The sequence below is a fragment of the Novosphingobium sp. LASN5T genome (assembly GCF_003856955.1).
Classification (GTDB): Bacteria; Pseudomonadota; Alphaproteobacteria; order Sphingomonadales; family Sphingomonadaceae; genus Novosphingobium.
In genome coordinates this window covers 133,727-156,639 of the sequence record NZ_RQSI01000003.1, presented here as the reverse complement: position 1 = coordinate 156,639, position 22,913 = coordinate 133,727, and the positions used below count along the sequence as shown (strand labels likewise).

The 22,913-nt window shown below is 67.1% G+C and carries 10 protein-coding genes; 9 read left to right on the top strand and 1 reads right to left on the bottom strand.

The genetic code is table 11. The annotated features are described in order from the left end of the window. Positions 1–25: 25 nt before the first annotated feature. Positions 26–2,194 (bottom strand): primosomal protein N', encoded by a 2,169-nt coding sequence (locus EH199_RS04150; RefSeq protein ID WP_124807998.1) that lies wholly within the window; start codon positions 2,192–2,194, stop codon positions 26–28. A 126-nt stretch (positions 2,195–2,320) separates the two neighbouring features. Here EH199_RS04150 and fsa point away from each other — a divergent pair, with 126 nt between their 5' ends. The 9 genes from fsa (at position 2,321) to EH199_RS04105 (ending at position 22,843) form a co-directional block, all read left to right on the top strand. Then, entirely contained in the window at positions 2,321–2,974 is a 654-nt protein-coding gene (gene fsa / locus EH199_RS04145; RefSeq protein WP_124807997.1) for a fructose-6-phosphate aldolase, read from the top strand. A 64-nt stretch (positions 2,975–3,038) separates the two neighbouring features. After that, a complete protein-coding gene (cobT, locus tag EH199_RS04140) occupies positions 3,039–4,856 on the top strand; it encodes a cobaltochelatase subunit CobT (RefSeq protein ID WP_124807996.1) in 1,818 nt (605 codons plus the stop codon). 31 nt (positions 4,857–4,887) lie between these two features. Further along, on the top strand, positions 4,888–5,592 hold the full coding sequence (locus tag EH199_RS04135; RefSeq protein WP_124807995.1) for a nitroreductase: 705 nt from the start codon (positions 4,888–4,890) through the stop codon (positions 5,590–5,592). A 194-nt stretch (positions 5,593–5,786) separates the two neighbouring features. Continuing rightward, positions 5,787–8,963 (top strand): CHAT domain-containing tetratricopeptide repeat protein, encoded by a 3,177-nt coding sequence (locus EH199_RS04130; protein ID WP_124807994.1) that lies wholly within the window; start codon positions 5,787–5,789, stop codon positions 8,961–8,963. A 28-nt stretch (positions 8,964–8,991) separates the two neighbouring features. Further along, on the top strand, positions 8,992–11,013 hold the full coding sequence (locus EH199_RS04125) for an adenylate/guanylate cyclase domain-containing protein (protein WP_124808057.1): 2,022 nt from the start codon (positions 8,992–8,994) through the stop codon (positions 11,011–11,013). Then, the gene (locus EH199_RS04120) at positions 11,006–11,767 is read left to right on the top strand and encodes a hypothetical protein (RefSeq protein WP_124807993.1); all 762 of its coding nucleotides are present in this window, start codon (positions 11,006–11,008) and stop codon (positions 11,765–11,767) included. Before EH199_RS04125 ends, EH199_RS04120 begins: the two co-directional genes overlap by 8 nt. 14 nt (positions 11,768–11,781) lie before the next feature. After that, positions 11,782–12,576 carry a hypothetical protein gene (locus EH199_RS04115; RefSeq protein WP_124807992.1) on the top strand — a complete coding sequence of 265 codons (795 nt, stop codon included), beginning with the start codon at positions 11,782–11,784 and terminating at the stop codon, positions 12,574–12,576. 116 nt (positions 12,577–12,692) lie between these two features. Further along, positions 12,693–14,552: a ShlB/FhaC/HecB family hemolysin secretion/activation protein gene (locus tag EH199_RS04110; protein ID WP_124807991.1), complete on the top strand. Its 1,860-nt coding sequence runs from the start codon at positions 12,693–12,695 to the stop codon at positions 14,550–14,552. Positions 14,553–14,587: 35 nt separating this feature from the next. Beyond that, on the top strand, positions 14,588–22,843 hold the full coding sequence (locus EH199_RS04105) for a hypothetical protein (protein ID WP_124807990.1): 8,256 nt from the start codon (positions 14,588–14,590) through the stop codon (positions 22,841–22,843). Positions 22,844–22,913 lie beyond the last annotated feature (70 nt).

The following is a 22,913-nucleotide window of genomic DNA, read 5'->3' as shown; positions in this document are numbered from 1 at the left end:
TTTGCAACGGGCTTTTCGATCGGATTTAGACGAAGCTGTAAGGATCGATGTCCACGGCCACGCGCACGCCTTGCGGGAAGCGCAACGGGTCCAGCCAGGCACGGATCACGCGCTGGAGTTCGGTGGAGCGGCGCGCGTTGACGAGCAGGCGGTAGCGATAGCGTCCGCGCAGCAGCGAAAGCGGGGCCGGGGCGGGGCCAAGGATCATCACGTCGGGCAGCTCCGGACGGGTGCCGCCGATCGCGCGCGCCGCCTCGCGCGCTTCGGCCTCGTCCTCGCTCGAGACGATGATCGCCGCCCAGCGCCCGAACGGGGGCGCGCCGGCGTCGCGGCGCGCTTCGGTCTCGGCGGCGTAGAAAGCGTCGCGGTCGCCGCTGGCCAGTGCCTCGATCACGGGCGCCTCGGGATGGCGGGTCTGGATCAGGACTTCGCCCGGCTTCTCGCCGCGCCCGGCCCGCCCGGCAACCTGTGCGATCTGCTGATAGGTGCGCTCCGCCGCGCGCAGATCACCGCCCTCCAGGCCCATGTCGGCATCGATCACCCCAACCAGCGTCAGGTCGGGGAAGTGATAGCCCTTGGTCACGAGCTGCGTGCCGACGATCACGTCGATCGCCTTGTTCGATGCCTGCTCCACGAATTCGGCGGCCTTGGCGGGACTTGTCAACGTGTCTGAAGTTACCAGTGCAACCCGCGCCTGGGGAAGGATTTCCGCCACCTCGTCGGCGATGCGTTCCACGCCCGGCCCGCAGGCGACAAGGCAGTCCGGCTCGCCGCATTCGGGGCATTTGTCGGGCGTCGGCACTTCGTGCCCGCAGTGGTGGCAGGCCAGCCGGCGCGACAGGCGGTGCTCTACCAGCCAGGCGGAACAGTTCGGGCACTGGAAGCGATAGCCGCAGTTGCGGCACAGCGTGAGCGGGGCGTAGCCGCGCCGGTTGAGGAACAGCAGCGACTGTTGGCCCTTTTCCAGCCGGTCCTTCAGCGCTTCCACCAGCGCAGGCGCCAGCCAGTGGCCGCACGGCGGCTGCTGTTCGCGCAGATCGACCACCGCGATATCGGGCAGCGACGCTCCGCCGAATCGATCGGGCAGCACCACCCGCTCGTAGCGGCCGGCTTCGGCCATCTGCAGGCTTTCGAGCGCGGGGGTGGCGCTGGCGAGGATCACCGGCACGCGTTCGAACCGGGCGCGCATCACCGCCACATCGCGCGCGTTGTAGCGCACGCCATCGTCCTGCTTGAACGAGATTTCGTGCGCCTCGTCGACGACTATCAGTCCAAGTCGCGCAAAGGGCAGGAACAGCGCGGAGCGCGCGCCCACCACAACGCGCGCGTCACCCCCCGCGATGGCGCGCCAGGCGCGACGGCGCTCGGAGGACTTGAGCGAGGAATGCCAGGTCACCGGCGCGGCGCCGAAGCGCGCCTCGAAGCGCTTGAGGAAACTTTCGGTCAGCGCGATTTCGGGCAGCAGCACCAGCACTTGCTGCCGCTTCCCGATCGCGCGGGCGATGGCTTCGAAATAGGTTTCGGTCTTGCCCGAACCGGTCACGCCATCGAGCAGAAACGGACGGAACGCATGCTCTTCCACCGCCGCCACGAACTTGGCTGCCGCCTCGCGCTGCTGGTCCGAAAGATCCGGCACGGCATGGCGCGGATCGGGCGCGGGGTAGGGGCGGTCGCTGTCCACCAGCACGGGTTCGAGCAGCCCGGCATTGACCATCCCGCGCAGGACGCCGTCGGAAACGCCGGCGATCTCCGACAGTTCGCGGATCGTCGCCTGCTGGTCGATCAGCAGGTCCAGCGCCTGCGCGCGTTGCGGAGTGAGCCGTCCAGTCGGTTCCCGCCCGGTAAGGCGGTATTCGGTGACGGTGCCGCCGCCCCGCAGCGCTGCCGTACTCGAGAGCGCCATGCGCGCAACCGAGGCGATCGGAGCGAGGTAATAGTCGGCGCACCATTCGATCAGCCGGCGGAGCGGCGCGGGCAGGGGCGGCACCGGCAGCACGGCGAGAAGCGGCCGCAGCTTCGAATCGGGAACCTCGGTGCCGGGCAGCCGCTCTGCCTCCCACACCACGCCGATGATCTGGCGCGGGCCAAGCGGCGCGACCACCACCGAGCCCGGCTCCACCGCCATGTCATCGGGCACGCGGTAGTCCAGCGGGCCGAGGGCGGCGTTGAAGACGAGGCAGCGGACGCGGTTCATGCGTGGATGGTTATATGGGGCGGATCGTGCACGGGCAAAGGGGCGCAGCCTCTGGCATGGGGATACACTTGCGCCCGCCACGCGCTATAGGCGTGAGGGAATCACTTTCCGGTCAGGACCACACCCATGAAGTTCTTCGTCGATACTGCCGATACCGCCGAAATCGCCGACCTCGCCGCCACCGGCCTGCTCGACGGCGTGACCACGAATCCTTCGTTGATCGCCAAATCCGGCAGGGATTTCATAGAGGTTACGAAGGAAATCTGCGGTCTTGTCGAAGGCCCGGTCTCGGCCGAAGTGGTCGCGCTCGATCACGAAGGCATGATGCGCGAGGCGGAAATCCTGCGGAAGATCGCCGACAACGTGTGCATCAAGGTGCCGCTGACGATCGACGGGTTGAAGACCTGCAAGAAGCTGACCGGCGATGGCACGATGGTCAACGTCACGCTGTGCTTCTCGGCCAACCAGGCCCTGCTTGCGGCCAAGGCCGGGGCGAGCTTCATCTCGCCCTTCGTCGGCCGGCATGACGATAACGGCTTCGACGGCATGGAACTGATCCGCGATATCCGCCTGATCTACGACAACTACGCCTTCGCCACCGAGATTCTCGTCGCCTCGATCCGCCATGGCGTGCATGTGCTGGAATCGGCCAAGATCGGCGCGGACGTGATCACCGCGCCGCCCGCGGTCATCAAGGGCCTGTTCAAGCACGTGCTGACCGACAAGGGCATCGAAGGCTTCCTTGCCGACTGGGCAAAGACCGGCCAGAAGATCGGCTGAACCGGGAAATGACGCCGCGCGCCTGCCGGGATGGGCGCGCGGCCACTGAAAGAACGCAAAGACCTTGGCCGAAGAAACGCCCCTCGATCAGTTCCGCTCCGTCCTTGCCGGCACCGCCCGCGTGGTGTCGGACGATCCGGAAGTGGACGTCGCGTGGACGGCGGATGCGCCCAGCCAGTCCGGCGCGCATTTCCGCCTGCCTATGCCGGGTCGATCGCTGCCCGCCGCGCAGGTGGCCGAGGCGCGGGGTTTCGCCGATGCCATGGCGTTGCGGCTGCGCCATCACGATCCCGTGCTGCATCAACGCGGCGCGCCGAACGAGGCGGTGGCGCGGGCGTGCTACGACGCGGTAGAGCAGGTCCGGTATGAGGCGCTGGGGTCGAACGGCTATGCCGGGATGCGCGACAATCTGGACGCCGCGCTGGCCACGCGGATGGCGTCCGATCCCATCGCGCGCGCGGCCAAGCCCGATGACGTGCCCTTGCAGGCAGCGGTCGCGCTGTTGCTGCGCGAACGACTGACCGGCCAGCCGATTCCCGCCAGCGCGCAGCTCGGTACCTCGATGGTGCGCAGCTGGATCGAACAGCGCGTGGGCGGCGACTTCGATGCGCTGGCCGCCGCGCTCGAAGACCAGAAAGCGTTCCAGCATCTCACGCTGGACATGCTCCAGCATCTCGAACTGACCCAGGCCGCCAATCCCGACCAGCCCGAGACCGAGGAGGACGAGGGCGAGGATCAGGAAAACGATCGCGAGGACGAGCAGGACAATTCGGAGAGCGACGCCGAGAGCCAGCCGGTCGAGGCCGCGGGCGAGACGACGGAGGGCGACGAGGAAACCGATACCGAGCAGGACATCGAAAGTCCCGAGGACGCGGCCGACGCCGACATGGCCGACGAGGGCGAGGAAGGCATGCTGCCGACGCGCCCGAACCGGCCGTGGACCGACCTGCCCGATGATTTCGACTACAAGGCCTTCACCACCGTCTACGACGAAGTGGTCTCCGCGACGGACCTGTGCGACGAGGAGGAGCTGACCCGCCTGCGCGCCTACCTCGACACCCAGCTCAAGGGGTTGCAGGGCGTCGTCACACGGCTTGCCAACCGGCTTCAGCGCCGGCTGATGGCCCAGCAGAACCGTTCGTGGGATTTCGACCAGGAAGAAGGCTTGCTCGATGCCGCGCGGCTGGCGCGCGTCGTGATCTCGCCGGGGCAGTCGCTGTCCTACAAGGTGGAGCGCGACGTCGAGTTCAAGGATACCGTCGTCACCCTGCTGATCGACAATTCCGGCTCGATGCGCGGGCGGCCGATCTCGATCGCGGCGATCAGCGCGGACATCATGGCGCGCACGCTGGAGCGCTGCGGCGTGAAGACGGAGATTCTCGGCTTCACCACCCGCGCGTGGAAGGGCGGGCAATCGCGCGAGGCATGGCTGGCCGCCGGACGGCAGGCGAATCCCGGCCGTCTCAACGATTTGCGGCACATTGTTTACAAGAAGGCTGATGAACCGTGGCGGCGGGCGCGGCGCAATCTGGGCCTGATGATGCGCGAAGGGCTGCTTAAGGAAAACATCGACGGCGAAGCGCTGCTGTGGGCGCATGCCCGTCTGCTGGCACGGCCCGAGGACCGGCGCGTGCTGATGGTCATTTCGGACGGCGCGCCGGTGGACGATTCGACGCTTTCGGTGAACAGCGCGGGCTATCTCGAGCAGCATCTGCGCAAGGTGATCGACTGGATCGAAAAGCAGTCGCCGGTGCAGCTCGTCGCCATCGGCATCGGCCATGACGTGACGCGCTATTATCGCCGCGCGGTGACGATCATGGATGCCGAACAGCTTGGCGGCACGATGGTCGAACAACTGGCCGACCTGTTCGAGGACGATTGACGCGCTTGTTTTAATCGATCAGTTAAATGCGATGAGCACGCCATCACGCCCCGCTTCCCCGGCCAGCACCGTATCCGAAGCCGTCGCCACTCGCCGATCTGTCCGCCGGTTCCTGCCCGATCCGGTCGATCGGGCCGTGCTGGAGCGCGTGCTGGAAAAGGCGCAGCGTGCGCCGTCGGGCGGCAACGTGCAGCCCTGGAACGCGCTGGTGCTCACTGGCGAGCCTCTGCAACGCCTGTTCGCGCATGTGGCGGCGGTGATCCCTCAAGGCCGTGCGGCCCATGCCCCGGAATACGATATCTATCCGCCGGAACTGTCCGGCCCCTACGAAGCGCGCCGTTTCGGCGTGGGCGAGGTGCTCTATGCCGCGCTGGGCATCGCGCGCGAGGACAAGCGCGGGCGGCTGACGCAGTTCATGGACAACTTCCGCGCGTTCGGCGCGCCGGTGCTGATGCTGATCCACACGCCGCGCACGATGGGGCCGCCGCAGTGGTCGGACATCGGCATGTGGTTGCAGACGGTGATGCTGCTGCTGCGCGAAGAAGGACTCGATTCGTGCGCGCAAGAGGCCTGGGCGGTCTATCAGCGGCAGATTCGCGAATGCGTGGCGATTCCGCAGGATCACATCTTCTTCTGCGGCCTTGCCATCGGGCATGGCGATGCCGATGCTGTCGTCAACCGGTTCCCGGTGCCGCGCGCGCCGCTCGCGGAAGTCCTGACCTTCGAGGGTTTTTGACGGACGCCGCGCCGGAACGTTCCGGTCCGTCGTGTTCATACAATCGCGCCGTCTTTATGCCCGCTACTACGCGAGGCTGTTGGCACCGGCTGGGAAATCCTTCTATGGTGTGCCAGCAAGCATAATTACAAAGCGGGGTCGCGCTTATCTGGCGTGGAGCGACGGCGGCAGCCGTCCGGCCATGGGGAGCGCATATGCGGTATCATTCGGCAGGAGCGGCGACTGGCGCCGCACGCGGAGTCAAGGCGGCGCTGAAGGCGCTGTTGCTGGGCGTGGCAGGTTGCGGCCTGTTTGCTGGCGGCACGGCCCAGGCACAGGGCGACTCCTTGTTGCTCAGGGACAGCTTCCCGCTGGGAAGCGGCGGCGGAAGCGCGCTGTGCCAGGTACAGTCACGCACCGGGGATAGCGCCAACGCCGGCGCGTTCGACCGGACGTGGGCGATCGTGTGCCGCGATTCGGCGCTGCCCGTCGGCTATGTCTTCGCGCTGCGGAACAATGCAGGCGATCCCGCCGTGCGGCTGGCGGAGCGGCGCCGCGCCTCGGTCGATTGCACGGGCGCCCTGCCGGCCGCGCCGGCTTCCTGGTCGCGCGAGGACTGCCGCTGGCGCTCGCCCGAACTCGGTTACGAAGTCTTGCGTGCCGATCGCGGCAAGGTGACCTATATCGTAGAGGGTTTCTCGGCGTATCACGGCGCACTTTCGCTGGCGGTCCGGTCGATCATGGCGGACAAGGCGCTGGACGAACCGATCGAGGTCGCCACGACGTCGATCGACGATTCCGAAGCCTATGCCCGCATCCAGGCGCTCACGCTCGATCCCGCCACGGCCCTGGCCGAAGGCTATCGCCGGAACAATTCGGGCGACTATGCCGATGCTGCCGCCTATTTCGAAACGCTGGACCAGCGGCAGGCGTCGCAAGGCGATGTGCCGATCGATCGCGTCGAATTTCTCGTGAACGCGGCGCTGCAACGCTCCAACCTTGGCCAGTTCGCCGAAGCGGAGGCGCTGTTCACGCGCGCTGACGCCATGCCGGCAGGCACCGCTGCGGTCGAGCGCCTGCGCCGCAATTATGAAGCGATCCACCTGCTCAACCGCGAGAAATACGCCGAAGCGCTCGACCGGCTGGGCGTGCCCTTGCGGACGATCGGAGCGACCGGCGCGGACGCACTGCGCGAGCGGATGGAACTGACGCCATCGGTGGCGCGACGGGTGAATTCCTCCGACAATTCCGCCAGCGCGATCGGCATGGTCGACGACCTCAAGCTGACCGAGGACGAACGCTCCCTGATTCTCGATGCGCAGGCTCTGCACCTGAAGGGATCGGCGCTGCGTCTGCTCGGGCGCAATGACGATGCGCGGCAAGCGCTGCGGCAGGGGCTGGAGCGCGCCATCGCGATCCGCAATGGCCGTGTGGTCTCGATCGTGCGGATGCGTTCGCAGATGATGACCGAGCTGGCCGCGATCGACGAGAGCGAGGGGAAGCTTGCCTCCGCCGAGGCGTTGCTGCGCGGAGCGATGGACATCGTCGGCGTCCAGTACCCCGATACGCGCAGCCTGGCCGTCACGCAGGCCCGGCTCGCGTCCTTCCTAACGCGCCACGGCAAGCAGGACGAGGCGCTTAAGCTTTATCATGATGTCGTGGCCCGCTCGATCGAGCGGCGCAACGGCCTGTCCGGTCTCTCGCGCCAGATGTCGCCCTATCTCGACATGCTGGTCGCGCGCATGGGCACCGATCCGGCGGCGAGCGGTGATTTCCTCGCCGCGTCGCAGATCATTGTCCGCCCCGGCGTGGCCGAAACCCAGGCGGTGCTGTCGCGCGAGCTGTCGGCGGGCAGCGACGATGCCGCGCGGCTGTTCCGCCAGTCGGTCAGCCTTGGCCGCTCGATCGAACGCGCGCGGATGCAGTTCGCCGCGCTGCAGCGGCTGGAGGACGCCGCGTCCCGCAAGGACGAAATCGCGCAGGCGCAGCAGATGATCCAGGATCTGGAGGCGCAGGAGCAGACCACCGTCGTCCAGCTTGCCGCGTTCGCGCGCTATCGCGTGGTGTCTCAGCGCGCCATTCCCGAAGCCGAGCTCAAGGCGGGGCTGGCACCGGGTGAAGCCTATGTGAAGATGGCCGCGCTGGGGCCGGACGTGTTCGTGTACTTCGCCACCAAGGACAAGGCGGTCGCCTATCGCGTGCCCATGACCGGCGGCGAGATCCAGGCAGCGGTCGCGCGGATGCGCGATTCGATCTCCAAGTTCGATGGCCGCCAGTACGTGACCAATCCGTTCGACGTGAAGGACGCACGCGGCGTCTATCGCGCGCTGTTCGATCCTGTCGCTGCCGACATGGCCTCGGTGCATCACCTGATCTTCGAGCCGGACGGGGCGCTGCTCAGTCTGCCGGCGAACCTGCTCATCACCGATGACGCCTCGCTCGCCGCCTATCAGAAGCAGGCGGACAATCCCGCAGGCGATCCGTTCGACATGCGCGGGGTGGCATGGCTTGGGCGTGACCGCATCGTGTCCACGTCGGTTTCAGCGCGGTCCTTCATGGAGTCGCGCAAACAGCCGCTGTCGAAGGCGCATTCAGCCTATCTCGGGCTGGGGCACAATGCCACGGTGTCCGGGGCAGGGGCGATCCAGGTGGCGCGGATGCGCGGCATGGAGGCGGAGATGGACCGCAGCGGCTGCGACTGGCCGCTGGCCGCGTGGAACCGGCCGATTTCGCAGGAGGAACTGGTCAGCGCACAGAAGGTGCTGCGCAACGAAGGCACCGATCTGATGATCGGCGCGGCGTTCTCCGACACCGCGATCAAGGCGCGGCGCGATCTGGCCGATTTCCGTATCCTGCATTTCGCCACGCACGGGCTGGTTACACCTCCGCGGGACGATTGCCCGACCCGGCCCGCGCTGCTGACCTCGTTCGGTCCGGCCGGCTCCGATGGCTTGCTCAGCTTCTCGGAGATCTTCGATCTCAAGCTCGATGCCGATCTGGTGATACTGTCCGCCTGCGACACGGCCGGGCAGGCCGACATCAGCGTAACGCGTGAAACCGGTCTGGCGACCGGCGGCGGATCGGCGCTGGAAGGCCTGGTGCGCGCGTTCATCGGTGCCGGCGGACGCGCCGTGCTGGCCAGCCATTGGCCCGCCCCCGATGACTTCATGGCCACGACCCGCCTGATCGGTGGGCTGTTCGAGGCGGTGCCGGGCGAAAGCTCGGGCGAGGCGCTGCTGAAAGCCCAGCGCAAGCTGATGGACGATGTCGATACCTCGCACCCTTATTACTGGGCGGGCTTCGCGGTGATCGGCGATGCGGCGCGGCCATTGCTGCGCGATGCGGCGCCGGCGGGTGCCGGTTCCGGAACCGCCGCCGGAAGAGTCCGGTAAGCGGATGCCGGAGGCGAAATCGGCCTTGATGGACGTGTCTGACTGGGGCCGCCGCTTTCGGCGCGGCGTGGCGCAGCTTGGCCGCCAGCGTGTGGCCGTGGCGGTGCTGCTGCTGGCGACGGCGCTGTTCGCGGCGTTGTTCAGTTGGCAAATTCCGCTGCTGCGCGATGCGGAAAGCGCGCTCTACGATATTCGGGCGGCCAACTTCGCGCCGCGCGTCGACCCTGACAAGCGCATCGCCATGGTCGTCTATACCGCCGATACCAACCGCGCCACGGGGCAGATATCGCCGGTCGATCGCACCATCCTTGCCAAAGCGCTCGCCCAGATCGACCGCATCGGGGTGAAAGGCGTGGGCATCGACATCCTGTTCGATTCGCCGCAGGACGATGACCCACTGCTCCAGTCGACGCTGAAAGGCATGAAGACACCGGTCTTCCTGGCCTATGCCGACAACCGGACCAATCGCGACGCGATCACCTATGAGCAGGAGCAGGACCTGCGCCGCTTCATCTCGGCGGCGCAGACCGCAAACGTGAAGCCGGCAAGCATCCTGCTGGAAACCGACAACGATGGCGTCGCGCGGGCGTGGCCCATGCAGTATCCGGGGCTGCCGCCGCTGCTTTCGGTGGCGATGACGCAGCATGTGGCAGGGGATGCCGATCCGCGCTTTGCGACGTACATGGGGCCGATCCGTTTCCGGTCCCCGACGGCGAGCGACCGCCCGGTATTCGACAAGATCCCGATCGACCTGCTGGCCGATCCGGAAACCGCGCCGCTGGTCGCCGATGCGATCAAGGGGCGCTATATTCTGATCGGTGGCGATTTCTCGGACTTCGACCAGTTCGATACGCCCTTCACCCGCACCGGCAACCCGGTGACCGGCGAAACCCGCATGATCGGCGTGGAAGTCCATGCCAGCATGCTGGCCCAACTGCTCGACAAGGCGCTGACGCTGCCGCCGCCGGTGGCCATCAAGGTGCTGGCGGCGCTGCTGGCGGTGGGCCTCGGCGCGGTGACGGCGGCGGTGCGCACGCGCACCTGGCTGCTGGCGCTGGCGGTGATCGGGCAATTCGGCCTGTTCCTGGGGCTGCCGTTCCTGATCGAGCGGGCGGGGATGGATACGCTGCGGATGCCCGCGATGGGCTGGCTCGTTGGCTGGCTGATTGCCTATACCGCGATCAGCGCGGCGCTGCGCGCCATCAACGCCGCACAGCGTGAATTCGCGCAAGGGGCGCTGGGCAAGTATCTGCCGCGCTCGGTCGCTTCGGAAATCATGCGCAATCCCGAACGGCTGTCGCTGCACGGCGAAAAGCGTGAGATATTCTGCCTGTTCAGCGATCTCGAAGGGTTCACCAAACTGACTCACGCGGTCGAACCCGAAGTGATCGCCCGGCTGCTCAACGATTATCTCGACCGCCTGAGCGCGGTGGTCCTGCAATATGGTGGCACGCTGGACAAGTTCGTCGGCGATGCCGTGGTGGCGTTCTGGGGCGCGCCGATCGCCTATCCCGACGATGGCGAGCGTGCCGTCCGCGCGGCCTACGCGATGTATCTGGCCGGCGAGGAATTTCGCAAGAACGTGCCCGAAGGCGTGCCCCGGATCGGCCGCACCCGCGTGGGGCTGCATTATGGCGAGGCGATCGTCGGTAACTTCGGCGGGGAAGGCCGCATCCAGTACACCGCACTGGGCGATGCCATGAACACCGCCGCGCGGCTGGAAGGCGCCAACAAGCCGCTGGACACCACTGTTCTGGTCAGCCGGGCGGCGATGGAGCGATCCGGGCTGGACTGGTTCCGCCCGATGGGAACGATCACGCTGCGCGGTCGCGCCACGCCGGTCGACGTGTTCGAACCGCTGCCCGACATGCCCGCCGCGGAACGCGCGGCGGTGGCCGATCTGATAACCGCGCACGACGCCGGGGACAGCGACCGTGTGCTTGGACTCACAGACAAGCTGCTGGAAATGGCGCATTCAGACGATGCAGTGCTCAATCTCCTCCAGAGATTGCAGCATACGCATAAGGGAGAAAGTTATGTCCTTGGCTGACACGAAGACGCGCAAGGCCGTCGTCGCGGGGCTGATGGCTGCGGGATGCCTGTTTTCGGCCGGTTCCGCGCTGGCCCAGGCGATCGTCGTGCGATCGACCGGGCCTTCCGCCGCCGAATATCCGCAAGGGCGCAAGCTGCCCGCCAACGCCAGCGTCACGCTGCGCGCGGGCGATCGGCTGACGGTGCTCGACAAGGCCGGCACGCGGGTGCTGTCCGGTCCTGGTTCCTTCGCGCTCAACGGCGCGATCAACCGCGACGAAACGGCGGGCAGCGCGCTTGCCAGCCTGACCGTGCGGACCCCCGGCGCCCGTGTGCGGACGGGGGCGGTGCGCGGCGCGCCACTGGCGGCATCGACCGCGGAAGCGAACGCGCCCGATAGCGTATGGTATGTCGATGTCAGCAAGGGCGGCACGTTCTGCGTGGCCGATCCGACCGCGCTGGTCCTCTGGCGACCCAATCGCGCGAGCGAAGGCGCGGGCAAGTTGCTCTCCGCCGATGGTTCGATGGCCGACGTCGCCTGGAAGGCCGGCAGCGCGCTGAAGCTTTGGCCGGTGGCGTCAGTGCCGGTGGTGGACGGGCAGAGCTATACCTTCAGCAACCCGGTCGGCCCGACCGTGAATATCCGGCTGAAACTGCTGGCGAGTGTCCCATCCGAGGACATGGCCGTGGCATCGGTGTTTGCGGACAACGGCTGCAACGCGCAACTTGACGTCATCGCCAATTCCGCCGCACCGCAGGCGTCGGGCGGATGAAGGGGGCAGGCACGATGGGCAGGCTGAAAACAGGCAGGCTGAAATCCGCGATCGCGGCCACTGTGCTGGCGCTGGGGCTTTCGGTGTCCGGCATGGCGCTGGCGCAGGTGGTGGTGGTGCGATCGACCGGTCCTTCGGCGGTCAGCTATCCGCCGGGGAAGCGGCTGCCCGCCGGGGCGACCGTGACCTTGCGCGCCGGCGACGTGGTGACCGTGCTGGATCGCGCGGGAACGCGGGTGTTGCGCGGGGCGGGCAGTTTCGCGATGAACACGCTGGCCAGCCGTGATGCCGGCTCGGCGGCGCTGCTGGCGCGCTCGCTCAGCAATCCGGTGTCGGTGCGTGCCGGCGCGGTGCGCGGTGGATTGCCGGCGCAGGGCGGTGAAGGCGGGCAAGCAGCTGAACCCATCCCGGTCAGCATCTGGCTGGCCGATATCGACCAGGGCGGGCGGGTATGTCTGCCGCGCGGCAGCGATCTTTATCTGTGGCGCAAGGCGTCCGAAGCCCGGCGGTTTGTCTGGCTGGGGGAAAGCGCCGGCGGCGGTACCGTGCGGGTCGCCCTGCCGAGCCGGACGGCCGGGGTCGCCTGGCCACGGGCGCAGGTGGAATTGTTCGACGGGCACAGTTACCGGGTTGCGGAAGAAGGCGATCCGAACAAGGGTGTGGACTTCGAGGTGGTGATGCTGGACCCGGAAGCGGTGCCGGCTGACGCCGCCTCGCTGGGAACGCTGCTGCTCGACAACGGGTGCAAGGCCCAGTTCGATTGGCTGGCCGCCAGCCTCGAACAGCTTGACGGGGCTGCACAAGGATAGGCAGGGGATTGCTCCTGCATTGAAAACCACGGCATGGGCGGCACGAGGCCGGATCACGCCACTATTTGACAACCGATAATCATAACAGGGTCGCGCCTGATGGAGTTACGGATCGGATGCCCGATTACGTCGCAGCGCGCCCGTTCGGGAGCGAGCCTGTTTCCGCTGCTGTCCGCCGGCCTGCCGGCGGAGGCAGAGTCCTGTCGGCCGCGCTGGCCGCGGTGCTTCTCGTTCCCGCCGGGCAGGCACTGGCACAGGCGGTGCCGCCGCCCGCGCCCGTCGGCGCGCAGCCGCCCACGCGCGAGGAAATCGAACGTGGCGTAGCCGAAGGCACGCTGAACAAGAGCGGGCCGGTCGCGGTCGACACGTCGGCGGTCGAGCGCGCGCCGTGTCCGCTGTCTTCGCCCGATTTCGCCGGCATCCGCCTCAAGCTGTCGAGCGTGACGTTCGCGGGCATGGACAAGCTCCCGGGCATGGACCTGTCCGACAGCTACCGCGAGTATGTCGGCACCGACCAGCCGGTTTCGATCATTTGCGACATCCGCGATCGCGCCGCCACCAAGCTGCGCGGCGCCGGCTATCTAGCGGCGGTGCAGGTGCCGCCGCAGAAGATCACCGATGGCAACGTCAGGCTGGACGTGCTGCTGGCGCATCTTTCGCGCATCCAGATCAAGGGCGATGCGGGCGCATCCGAAGGCGCGCTGCTGCGCTATCTCAACAAGCTGACTGCCGAGCCGGTGTTCAACACCTATCAGGCGGAACGCTACCTGTTGCTGGCCAAGGACGTGCCGGGGCTGGACGTGCGGCTGGCGCTGCGCCCGGTGGATGGCGCGCCGGGCGAGGTGATCGGCGAAGTCTCGGTCCGGCGCACGCCGGTCTATGCCGATTTCTCGGTCCAGAATTTCGGCTCGAAGGCGGTCGGCCGGTTCAATGGCCTGTTGCGCGCGCAGTTCAACGGGCTGACGGGGCTTGGCGATACCACCACAGTCAGCTTCTTCGCCACGCCCGAATTCCGCGAACAGAAAGTGCTGCAGATCGGGCACGAGATGCGGCTGGGCGGCGAAGGCTTCACGCTGCGCGGGGATTTCACCTATGCCTGGACCAATCCCACCACCGTGGGGGCCAGCCAGTTCCATTCGCGCACGCTGGTCGCCTCGCTGGAGGCGCGCTATCCGTTCGTGCGGCGGCAGGCGTTCAACCTGTCGGCTTCGGGCGGGCTGGATCTGATCAACCAGCAGGTCGATTTCGGTGCGATCCGCTTCAACGAGGACCGGCTGAGAGTTGCCTTCGTGCGGCTCGACCTGAACGGGCTTTCACGCCAGAGCCTGCTCGGCCGCGATGGCTTCACCCCCTATGAACCGCACTGGAACTGGGGGCTGTCGGTCGAGGCGCGGCACGGCCTGTCGATCCTCGACGCCACGAAGAGCTGCGCCGGCCTGTCGCTGGCGGCTTGCGGCGCGGTCACGCCCAGCCGGTTCAGCGGCGATCCCGAAGGGTCGCTGATCCGCGCTTCGGGCGAGTTCGATTATCGCCCGGTCCGCAATGTCACGATCGCGGTGGCGCCGCGCGCGCAATACGCGTTCGACAACCTGCTGTCCTACGAACAGTTCTCCGGCGGCAACTACACGGTCGGGCGCGGGTATGATCCGGGGGCGGCCATCGGCGACAGCGGCATCGGGCTGCGCACGGAACTGCGGATCGGATCGCAATTTCCCAAGGAACCCGGCAAGCCGGCGTTCCAGCCCTATGCCTTCTTCGATGCGGCGTGGATCTGGAACCGCGACAAGGTAGCCGGGGTGCCCGATCCGCAACGGCTGTTCTCGGCCGGCGCAGGCGTGCGCGCCACGCTGTTCGACGCGGTGCGGGTCGATGGCGTGGTGGCGGTGCCGCTGCGCGATACGGTGCTGCAGAAGGTCAAGGGTGATGTCCGCTTCCTGATCAATCTTTCGATCCAGCTCGCCCCGTGGCGGCTGTGAAGGGGGCGTTCCAGATGCGAACGGAAGGCAAGGCCATGGTTCAATCGGCACTCCACGCGGGGCGCAACGCTCCGGCTTCCCGCAAGGCCGGCACGCGCCGGGTTCTTCAGAAGCTGCTCGCCGGCGCATCGACCGGCGCGGCGGCGCTGATCATCAACGCCATTCCGCTGGCCGGGCCGGCCTGGGCTCAAGCCGTCAATGGCGCGCCCACGGTCGTATTCGGGGCCAACGCGCCGGTCCGTGCGGCCGGCAGCGACACGATCACCGTGAACGCGCACGACGCGCTGGTGGACTGGACGGCGACCGACGCGGGCGGGGTGTTCCTGCCCACCGGCAACACGCTGACCTTCAATGCCGATACCAGTGTTTCCGGCGCCTATACCGTGCTCAACCGTGTGAGCTCGTCCGCGGCGGGGGCATCGCCGTTGCAGATCAACGGCACGGTCAATTCCGGCGATGCCGGCCGCATCTGGTTCTATAACCCGACCGGCTGGGTGGTCGGCTCCTCTGGCGCGTTCAACGTCGGCAGCCTGCTGCTGACGGCCAGCCCGGTGACGATCAATACCGGCAATCCCGATGGGCAGAAGTTCGCGGGAGCGAACGGCGCGATCACCCTGGGGCAGGCGCCGAATGCCGGCGCTTCGATCACGGTGCAGAATGGCGCGCAGATCACCACGGTGGCGCCGGGCAGCTATGTGGCGCTGGTTGCGCCACGCGTGGTGCAGGGCGGCACGGTCAGCGCCAACGGGGCGGTCGCCTATGTCGGGGCCGAAGCCGCGACGCTGACGGTGAACAACGGCCTGTTCAACATCACGGTCGATACCGGCACCACCGATGCCAACGGCGTGGTCCATACCGGCACCACCACCGGTGCGGCCGCTACCTTCAGCGATCCCTACCACGGGATCTATCTGGTCACCGTGCCCAAGAACGATGTGACCACGATGCTGGTGTCGGGTTCGCTGGGCTATGCGCCCGCCGTTGCCGCCAACAGCGAAATCGATGGCACGATCACGCTGTCCGCCGGTTACAACGTGTCGGGCGGAAACGTGAACTTCCCCGCGACTCCGGCGGCAGCGGGCGGGCGGATATCCGTCTCCGGGCTCACCACGTCCAACCAGGTCCTCGCGACGGCCAGCGACCGCATCGATGTCGATGCCACCGCCTCGTCCACGAACTTCCAGTCCACCCAGCTCGTCGCCCTGCGCGCGCGCAACGCGGTCGGGCTTTCGGCCGCGGCGGGCCACCAGATCAGCACCGGCGGCATTCTGGAGATCGACGCCACGACCGGCCCGGTTGGCGGCTCGGCGACCATAACCCTCACCGGCGGGGGGCGTCTGGCGGTCGGCAGCGATCTCAACGTGGACGTTTCGGGCAAGGGTGGCATCGAATTCGATCCCCAGAATCCGCAGCAATTCCTGGCGGGCAGCACCGGCAAGGAAGCCAGTGGCGGCTCGATCACCACCACGATCACCAATGGCCAGCTTGCCGTGACTGGCCAGGCGCTTCTGGCTGCCAACGCCTATGGTGGCGCGGGAGCGTTGAACTTCGGCCGTTCCGACGCCGGGACCATCAGTTTCACGCAGAGCGGCGTCAATTCCAGCGTGGAGATCGGCCCGGATGGCGATCGGCAGTGGCTGCGGTTGCAAGCGCTGGGCAGGCCTGACAGCCCGTCTAGCTATTACATCTATACGCTTCCGGTCGCGGGCGCGGGGTCGAGCGCGGGCAACGTTTCGCTGAACGTGGCGGATGGCATCTTCGCGGCCGGCGCCACGTTCCTGGAAGCCGGCTCCAGCACCGCGCTGGGAAGCGACAACGTCCTCTACGATGCCCGCACCGGAAGCGTTTCCGCCAGCTTCGCCAACGGCAGTTTCAGCCTGGGCGGACTCAGCCTGTCCAACGATGCCTCGGCTAGCAAATCCGCTGCCGTCGGCGATGTCTCGCTCACGCTGGATGCCGCGCATCTGACATTCGATGATGCTTCGAACTACGGCCTGTCGCTGTACAGCACCGCAGCTGGGACTGCAGGCGCCGTCAACCCGCAGACCGGCCAGCCCATAGGCCCGAACACTCTGCGGCTGTCTCTGACCAACGGTTCCACGCTGGATACGCCGCAGGGTATCTCGCTCGAGACGTATAGCACGTCTCCGTTCGCGGGCGCATCGCGCACCGGTGACATCGTGGTGAACGTCAGCGGCGCGAGCACGATCGATTCGTCTTACTTTTCGGCCAGCGCTCGTGCGAGCGGGACGAGCAGCGCCGCCACGGATGCCGTTTCGGGCAACATCTCCATCACGGCCAGCGGTGGCAGCGCCATTGCTCTCTCTGGCGCGCTCAGCGCATCCACCGAAGCAACCGGCGCGGAGGATCTGGACGGCGCCGGCAACGGCACCGCGGGCGACATCACGTTGCAGATCGAGGATTCGTCGCTTTCGACGGATTCCCTTTCGCTTACGTCCTCCGGCTATGCGGGGTACAACTATGGCGGAGGTGCGCGGTCGGGCCTTGGCACCGGCGGGCATGTGTCCCTCTCGCTCGATGGCTTCAACGCTTCGCTGACGGCGGGATCGGTCACGCTTGACAGCCTTGGCACCGCCGTGCGCAATCTCGGTTTCGCGGCCTTGTCCGGCGGCACGGTTTCGGCATTCGCTGCTCCGCCTTCCTCCGGCCATCCGCACGGGGGCGAAGGCGTTGGCGGGACGACCGAATTCACGATCAACGACGGCACCGCGACGATCGATACACTGACCATCTCGGCCAACGGCTTTGGCGGGCAGGGCGACAGTTATGGCTTGACCACCCCGGTCGATGGCGGGGCGGGTACGGGCGGCACCGCTTCGCTCACCGTCATCGGCGGCACGTCCAGCATTGCCAGCCTCACGATCGAGGCGAGCGGACGCGGCGGGGCGGGTTCGTATCAGGACTCCTATGCCGGGATCGACGCTGGCAACGGCGGCGCCGGCGTGGGCGGCAATGCCAGCCTGACGCTCAACGGCGGCTCGCTCGCCAGCAATGCGGTCGTGCTGCGGGCCGAAGGCAATACCGACTATTTCGATGGCTATTCCACCGAAAGCTATGGCCAGGGCGGAACGGTGGATACTGCGCCCGGCAAGGGCGGCACGGGTGGCTATGGTCAGGGTGGCACGGTATCGCTGCTGGTGAACGGGGGCGATCTGATCGACCTGCCAGACGATCCAGACAACCCAACGAACCTGGAAGTTACCCTTTCCGCGGCCGGCCAGGGCGGACAGGGCGGAAACATCTATCAATACGGCAGCGGTGGTTCGTCCGCGAACGCCGGTCTGATCACCGGCGATGGCGGCGCGGCGCAGGGCGGCACGGTCGAACTGACCATCGGGGCGGGGCGGTTCGACGCCACGCGTACCCTGCTCGACAGTTCAGCTCGCGGCGGCCTGCCGGGCGATTTCTCGTCGTATTACTACGGCTCCGGTGGTTCCGGCGGCTATGGTGGCGTGTTCGGCGGCGGTGGACGCGGGGGGGATGCCGTCGGTGGCACGGCCACGCTCACGATCGAATCGGATTTCACGTCGCGCACGCTGGACGGAAACTATCAGACGTTCTCGGTCAATGCCGACGGGTTCGGGCAGTCGGGCCTCAGCGGAACGAGCGGCGGCGGCGGCGGTGATGGCCAGGGCGGATCTGCCACCATCAATGTCACCGGCGGCAACGTCACGCTGTTCTCTCCATACCTTTCCGCCGAGGGCGATGGTGGCGATGGCGGATCGAGCAGCCTTGGGTTCGCCGGCGGCAATGGCGGCATGGGAACCGGAGGCGCGGTCGCCCTGAATGTATCGGGCAATCAGACCGGCGCCACCATCAACAATGTCAACATCAACGCCGACGGGTACGGCGGTCGGGGTGGCCAAGGCGGGGGCCAGATCGACCAGGCGGGCGCGGGCGGCAATGGTGGCGCGGGCAACGGCGGCTCCGCGGTACTGGCGATCAACGGACCATCGTCGCTCACGCTCACCAGTGGCGAGGGCACCTACGGCTTTTCAGCCGACGGCCAAGGGGGCAATGGTGGCCAGGGCGGCAACGCCGGGTTCAGCGGTGGCACCGTGGTCGCCAACGGCGGATTGGGCGGGAATGCCAGTGGCGGCAGCCTGGATATCAGTGTCCGCAATGGTGGCCTGATCGATCTGGGCCGCTCGTATATCGAGGCGAACGCTTATGGCGGTAGCGGGGGCTTCGCTGCGGGCGATATCTTCCCGCAACAAAGCGGTGCATCGCTGGGCGGCAATGGCGGTCAGGCGACCGGCGGGACGGTATCGTTCACCGTGAGCGATGAAGGTTCGCGGCTTCTGGGAACCAGCTTCACCGCCGAGGCGAGCGCATGGGGCGGCGATGGAGCAGGCTCGCTCGGCACCGATGCGACAACCGGCGCCGGCGCGCGGGGTGGCACAGGCGGCGACGCCACGGGCGGCACCATCAACCTTGTTGCCACCCAGGGGGGACAGGTTTCCCTGGGCCAGGAGTATACCGCTAAGTTCCTGGCGAGCGCGATTTCCGGTTTCGGCGGCAGCGGTTCCAACGCCAAGGATGGCACGGGTGCGCGGGGCGGCGATGGCGGCGATGGCGGCGTGGCCACCGGCGGCGGTATCTTTGTCACCAGCGAGATCGGCAGCCGGATCGAACTGGGCGTCGATGGATCGATCACGTTCGAGGCGAATGGCTTTGGCAGCGGCGGTGGTTATGGCGGGAATGGTGCCAGCAACAGCGCCATAGGCGGGAACGGAGGAAACGGGGGTAATGGCGGCGTAGATCGCGAAGGTGTCGGTGGCCAGATTTCTGTCAGCCTCTACGGTGGAAACCTGACGCTGGGCGAAACCGCATTCAATGCCATTGGCACCACGCAGTTCAATTCGCAGGGCGGCTTTGGTGGCGCTGGCGGCCCGGCTGGCGGTACACCGTTGAACCCGATTCCAGCGGGCGCGGCAGGCTATACCGGCTATGGATTTGCCTATGCCTCGTCGGGCGGAACCGTGCGGTTGCTCGTCGCCCCCGATGAGAGCGGCGGCGTCAGCAGCTTCGCGGCCGGAAATACGGCTGTGAACGTCACGGGCCAGTTCGTGTACCCGGGAGGCGAAGGGCCGCCGGTCAATGCCGGACAAGGGGGCAGCGGTTCCTTCTTTATCGAGAACCGCGGCGGTGAAAACGCGGCAACGCTGGACTTCCAGTCGCTGTTTGTCGATGCCTCCGGTTACTATGGAGCCTATCCGTCCGCTTCCATCGTGACAGATGGCGGAGGCATCAATGTCGCCGGCTCGCTAACGCTTCTGGGAGCCGGTCCGGTCAACCTGCAGGCGCTGTCGGGTGGCGTGATCGATATTGGTGACGTGCTGAACATCAACGCTGGCTATGGCCTGGACATCACGGGCGGGGGTGGCGGCTACATCCACGCCAGCAGTTCCAGCCTGACCAATGTCTACGGCACTACCTCGATCTATTCGATCGATTGCGCTGATCAGTCCTGCGCTGTGCTGCGGTTCGATGGAGACCTTACGCACAACGGTTATGGCTTCTCTCTGTCGGACACGGCCACGGTGCAGGCTGGCGGCAATATCGACATCTATGCCACCGGCTTTATCGATGGCGGCGCGCACAGTGGCTATTTCGCTGATGGCGACATCCTTTTGCGTTCCATCGGCACGATCACGCTGCGTAACGCCAGCGGTCTGACGATTACCGCCAACGCGGGCACGCCCTTCGGCTTTTCCAACCCCGCCGACGTGATCCTGGGCGAGGATGACGGCGGTGGCACCATCGCTGCGTCCGATTTTGTCGACATCCGGGCCGGGCGGGACATCCGGATGCCGGCTGGCAACAGCGTGACCGCCGGCTCCACCATTTACATGGGCAGTGGCGCCGATATCCGGATCGCCGAGAACAACAGTCTGCTGGCGAACACCGGCACGTCCGGGCAGAAGCGCCAGGCGGGCGGCGCGCTTCGTGGGCTGGTCAGCGGCACTCCGGGCATCACGCTTTCGGCGGGCACCAATTTCCCGCCGCCAACCAACCCGCCGTCAGTGCCGGCAACGACACTGTTCGTCGGCGCCGGTACGTCGGTTGACGCCGGAGGCGGGGATATCCGGCTCGAAGGGCAAACGATCGATGCGCGGGGCGCGTCCTTCTTCGGCGGCAACTTCTCGGCCGACGTGCTCTCCCCGTCCGCGCCCGCAAGCGCTCCCGAACCGGGCGCTTGCGCAACCGGCTCGATCTGCCTGGGCAACGTCAACGTGGCCAATGCCATCGCGATCGGTCTGGGCGAGGGCGGCGCGCCTCTCGGCTTCCTGGGCGAAGGCACGCTGAATGGCAGCACGCTCGACATCCGTACCAGTGGCACACTAGCGTTCGACGGCGGCTCCGCCGACATCGCTGACACGATAGACTTGCAATCGACCGGCGCGGGCATCGTCCTCACCGGCGCGAACCTGACCGCCGGATCGCTGAACCTGTCGGGCGCGACCGATCTATCGGGCAACGGGATCGTGCAGGCCACGGCCGGGGACATCGGGCTGGGCTTTGGCGGAAACATTGCTGCCGGCAGCCTGATCGCGACCGGGACGCTGACCGGCTACCATGCGGCGCCGACGGCCCGTTTCGTGACGCCGGGTGCCTTCACCGTGCTCGATACGCTGTCGATCGGCGGGAATGCGGCGATCACGGCTACCGGCCCGATCGCGATCGGCTCCACTGTGCTGTCCAACGGCGATGTCGATCTCCTGTCCAGCGGCAGCGTGCGGCTTGGCGCCACGACCGGCGTGCGCAACATCACCATCAGCGGTACGGAGCTTGATCTCGGCACGATTTCCGGGACGGGCGCGGTCAATCTGACGGCCACCGGCGGCCTCACCGGCGCGGGCATCAGCGCGGGCACGACGCTGGTGGGCACCGCCCACGACCTTGACGTGACCAGCCTTTCCGCCGGTGGAAACCTGACGCTGACAGTGGTGAATACGGCGAGGATCGGCAGCGCAACATCTGGCGGAAACATCCTGATCGATCCGATCTCGCTGACCTTCGGCACGATGCAGGCGACCGGTTCGATCACCCTGATCGGTGGCGACATCCGTGGCGGCATCATCGATGCGGGCACGGCGCTGGACGTGACGGCGCAAGGGCTGATCGCGGTCAGTCAGCGTGCGGTGGGGCAGACCATCACGTTCCGGTCGGCCGACCTCGATCTGGGCACGCAAGCAGTACTTGGCACAGCGGCGCGCACCACCGCGATCACGCTGATCAACAATGGCCAGTCGGGCATGTTGCTGGGCGACGGGCTGACCGGCCAGACCGGCTATCGCCTGTCCAACGCGGAGTTCGGCAACATCCATTCGGGCGGCGATCTGACGATCAATGCCGGACCTTCGCTCCAGGTCGGCACGCTTACCGGCATGGCCGGCAGCACCGTTGCGGCCAACGGCGTGTCCACGGATGGCCAGATCGGCGCGACCGGCACCTTGCGGCTGATTACGACGGGCACGGCCTCGTTCGGCGGCGCCGTGACGATGAACGGCATGGCCGGCAATACGCTGGCGATCGACGCCAGCGGTGGCACGTTCATCGACGCGGCAACCGGCTCGATCCGCCTGCTCGAAGGGCAGGGCCGTGGGGGCACGTTGTCCGTTTCGGGCGCGAGCCTTGTTGCGGTGACGGGCGCGGCGCGCACAGCCATTGCGGACCTCACCGATCTCGGTGCGATCAGCAAGCGGCTGGACGCCAACGACGGCGTAGCCGCCGGCCGCACCGTGATCGAGGCGGGCGCGCTGGATGTTGGCGTGGGCCAGCGGTTCCTGGTCCAGAACACGGCGGCCGGCACCGCCTATGACGACCGGCGCGGGCTGGTGGTCGATACGCTGACCATCCGCGCGGGCGGGACGCAGGCGCCCACGCAGATCGCGATCAACGGCATCGTCGGCGGTCAGACCGGCCTTGCCGCCATTCCGCGGATTTCCGTGAATGGCGCCTTTGCGACCGGCTCCACCGTGAACGGGTGCCTGCTGGCCAACCCGGGATCGTGCGACAGCACGCCGAAGCGGGTCGACGATGGCGACGTGCGCAACGTGATCGTCACCTATCTCGATCCGCCTCCGGGCACCAACACGGTGCCCACGGCCGACAGCTTCACGCAGAGCCCGCTGGTGCAGATCAACGAGATCACCCCTCCGGGCTTCGCGCCGCTGATCGACGAACCGGTGACCGGCACGGGCAACGATGACCTGCTGGGCGACGGCCAGTGTCGCGAAGAGGGCGGAAACTGCGCGCGGCCTTGAATGACGGGGCTTGAGCGGCGAGGCCTGAACGGAGACGCTTGACCGGATGGCGGGGGGCGGGGCAAGGGCA

Coding starts and splice junctions, on each gene's coding strand:
- EH199_RS04135 (WP_124807995.1), top strand. CDS start 4,888: ATGAGCACGCCATCACGCCCCGCTTCCCCGGCCAGCACCGTATCCGAA.
- EH199_RS04105 (WP_124807990.1), top strand. CDS start 14,588: ATGGTTCAATCGGCACTCCACGCGGGGCGCAACGCTCCGGCTTCCCGC.
- EH199_RS04115 (WP_124807992.1), top strand. CDS start 11,782: ATGGGCAGGCTGAAAACAGGCAGGCTGAAATCCGCGATCGCGGCCACT.
- fsa (WP_124807997.1), top strand. CDS start 2,321: ATGAAGTTCTTCGTCGATACTGCCGATACCGCCGAAATCGCCGACCTC.
- EH199_RS04130 (WP_124807994.1), top strand. CDS start 5,787: ATGCGGTATCATTCGGCAGGAGCGGCGACTGGCGCCGCACGCGGAGTC.
- EH199_RS04150 (WP_124807998.1), bottom strand. CDS start 2,194: ATGAACCGCGTCCGCTGCCTCGTCTTCAACGCCGCCCTCGGCCCGCTG.
- EH199_RS04110 (WP_124807991.1), top strand. CDS start 12,693: ATGCCCGATTACGTCGCAGCGCGCCCGTTCGGGAGCGAGCCTGTTTCC.
- EH199_RS04125 (WP_124808057.1), top strand. CDS start 8,992: ATGGACGTGTCTGACTGGGGCCGCCGCTTTCGGCGCGGCGTGGCGCAG.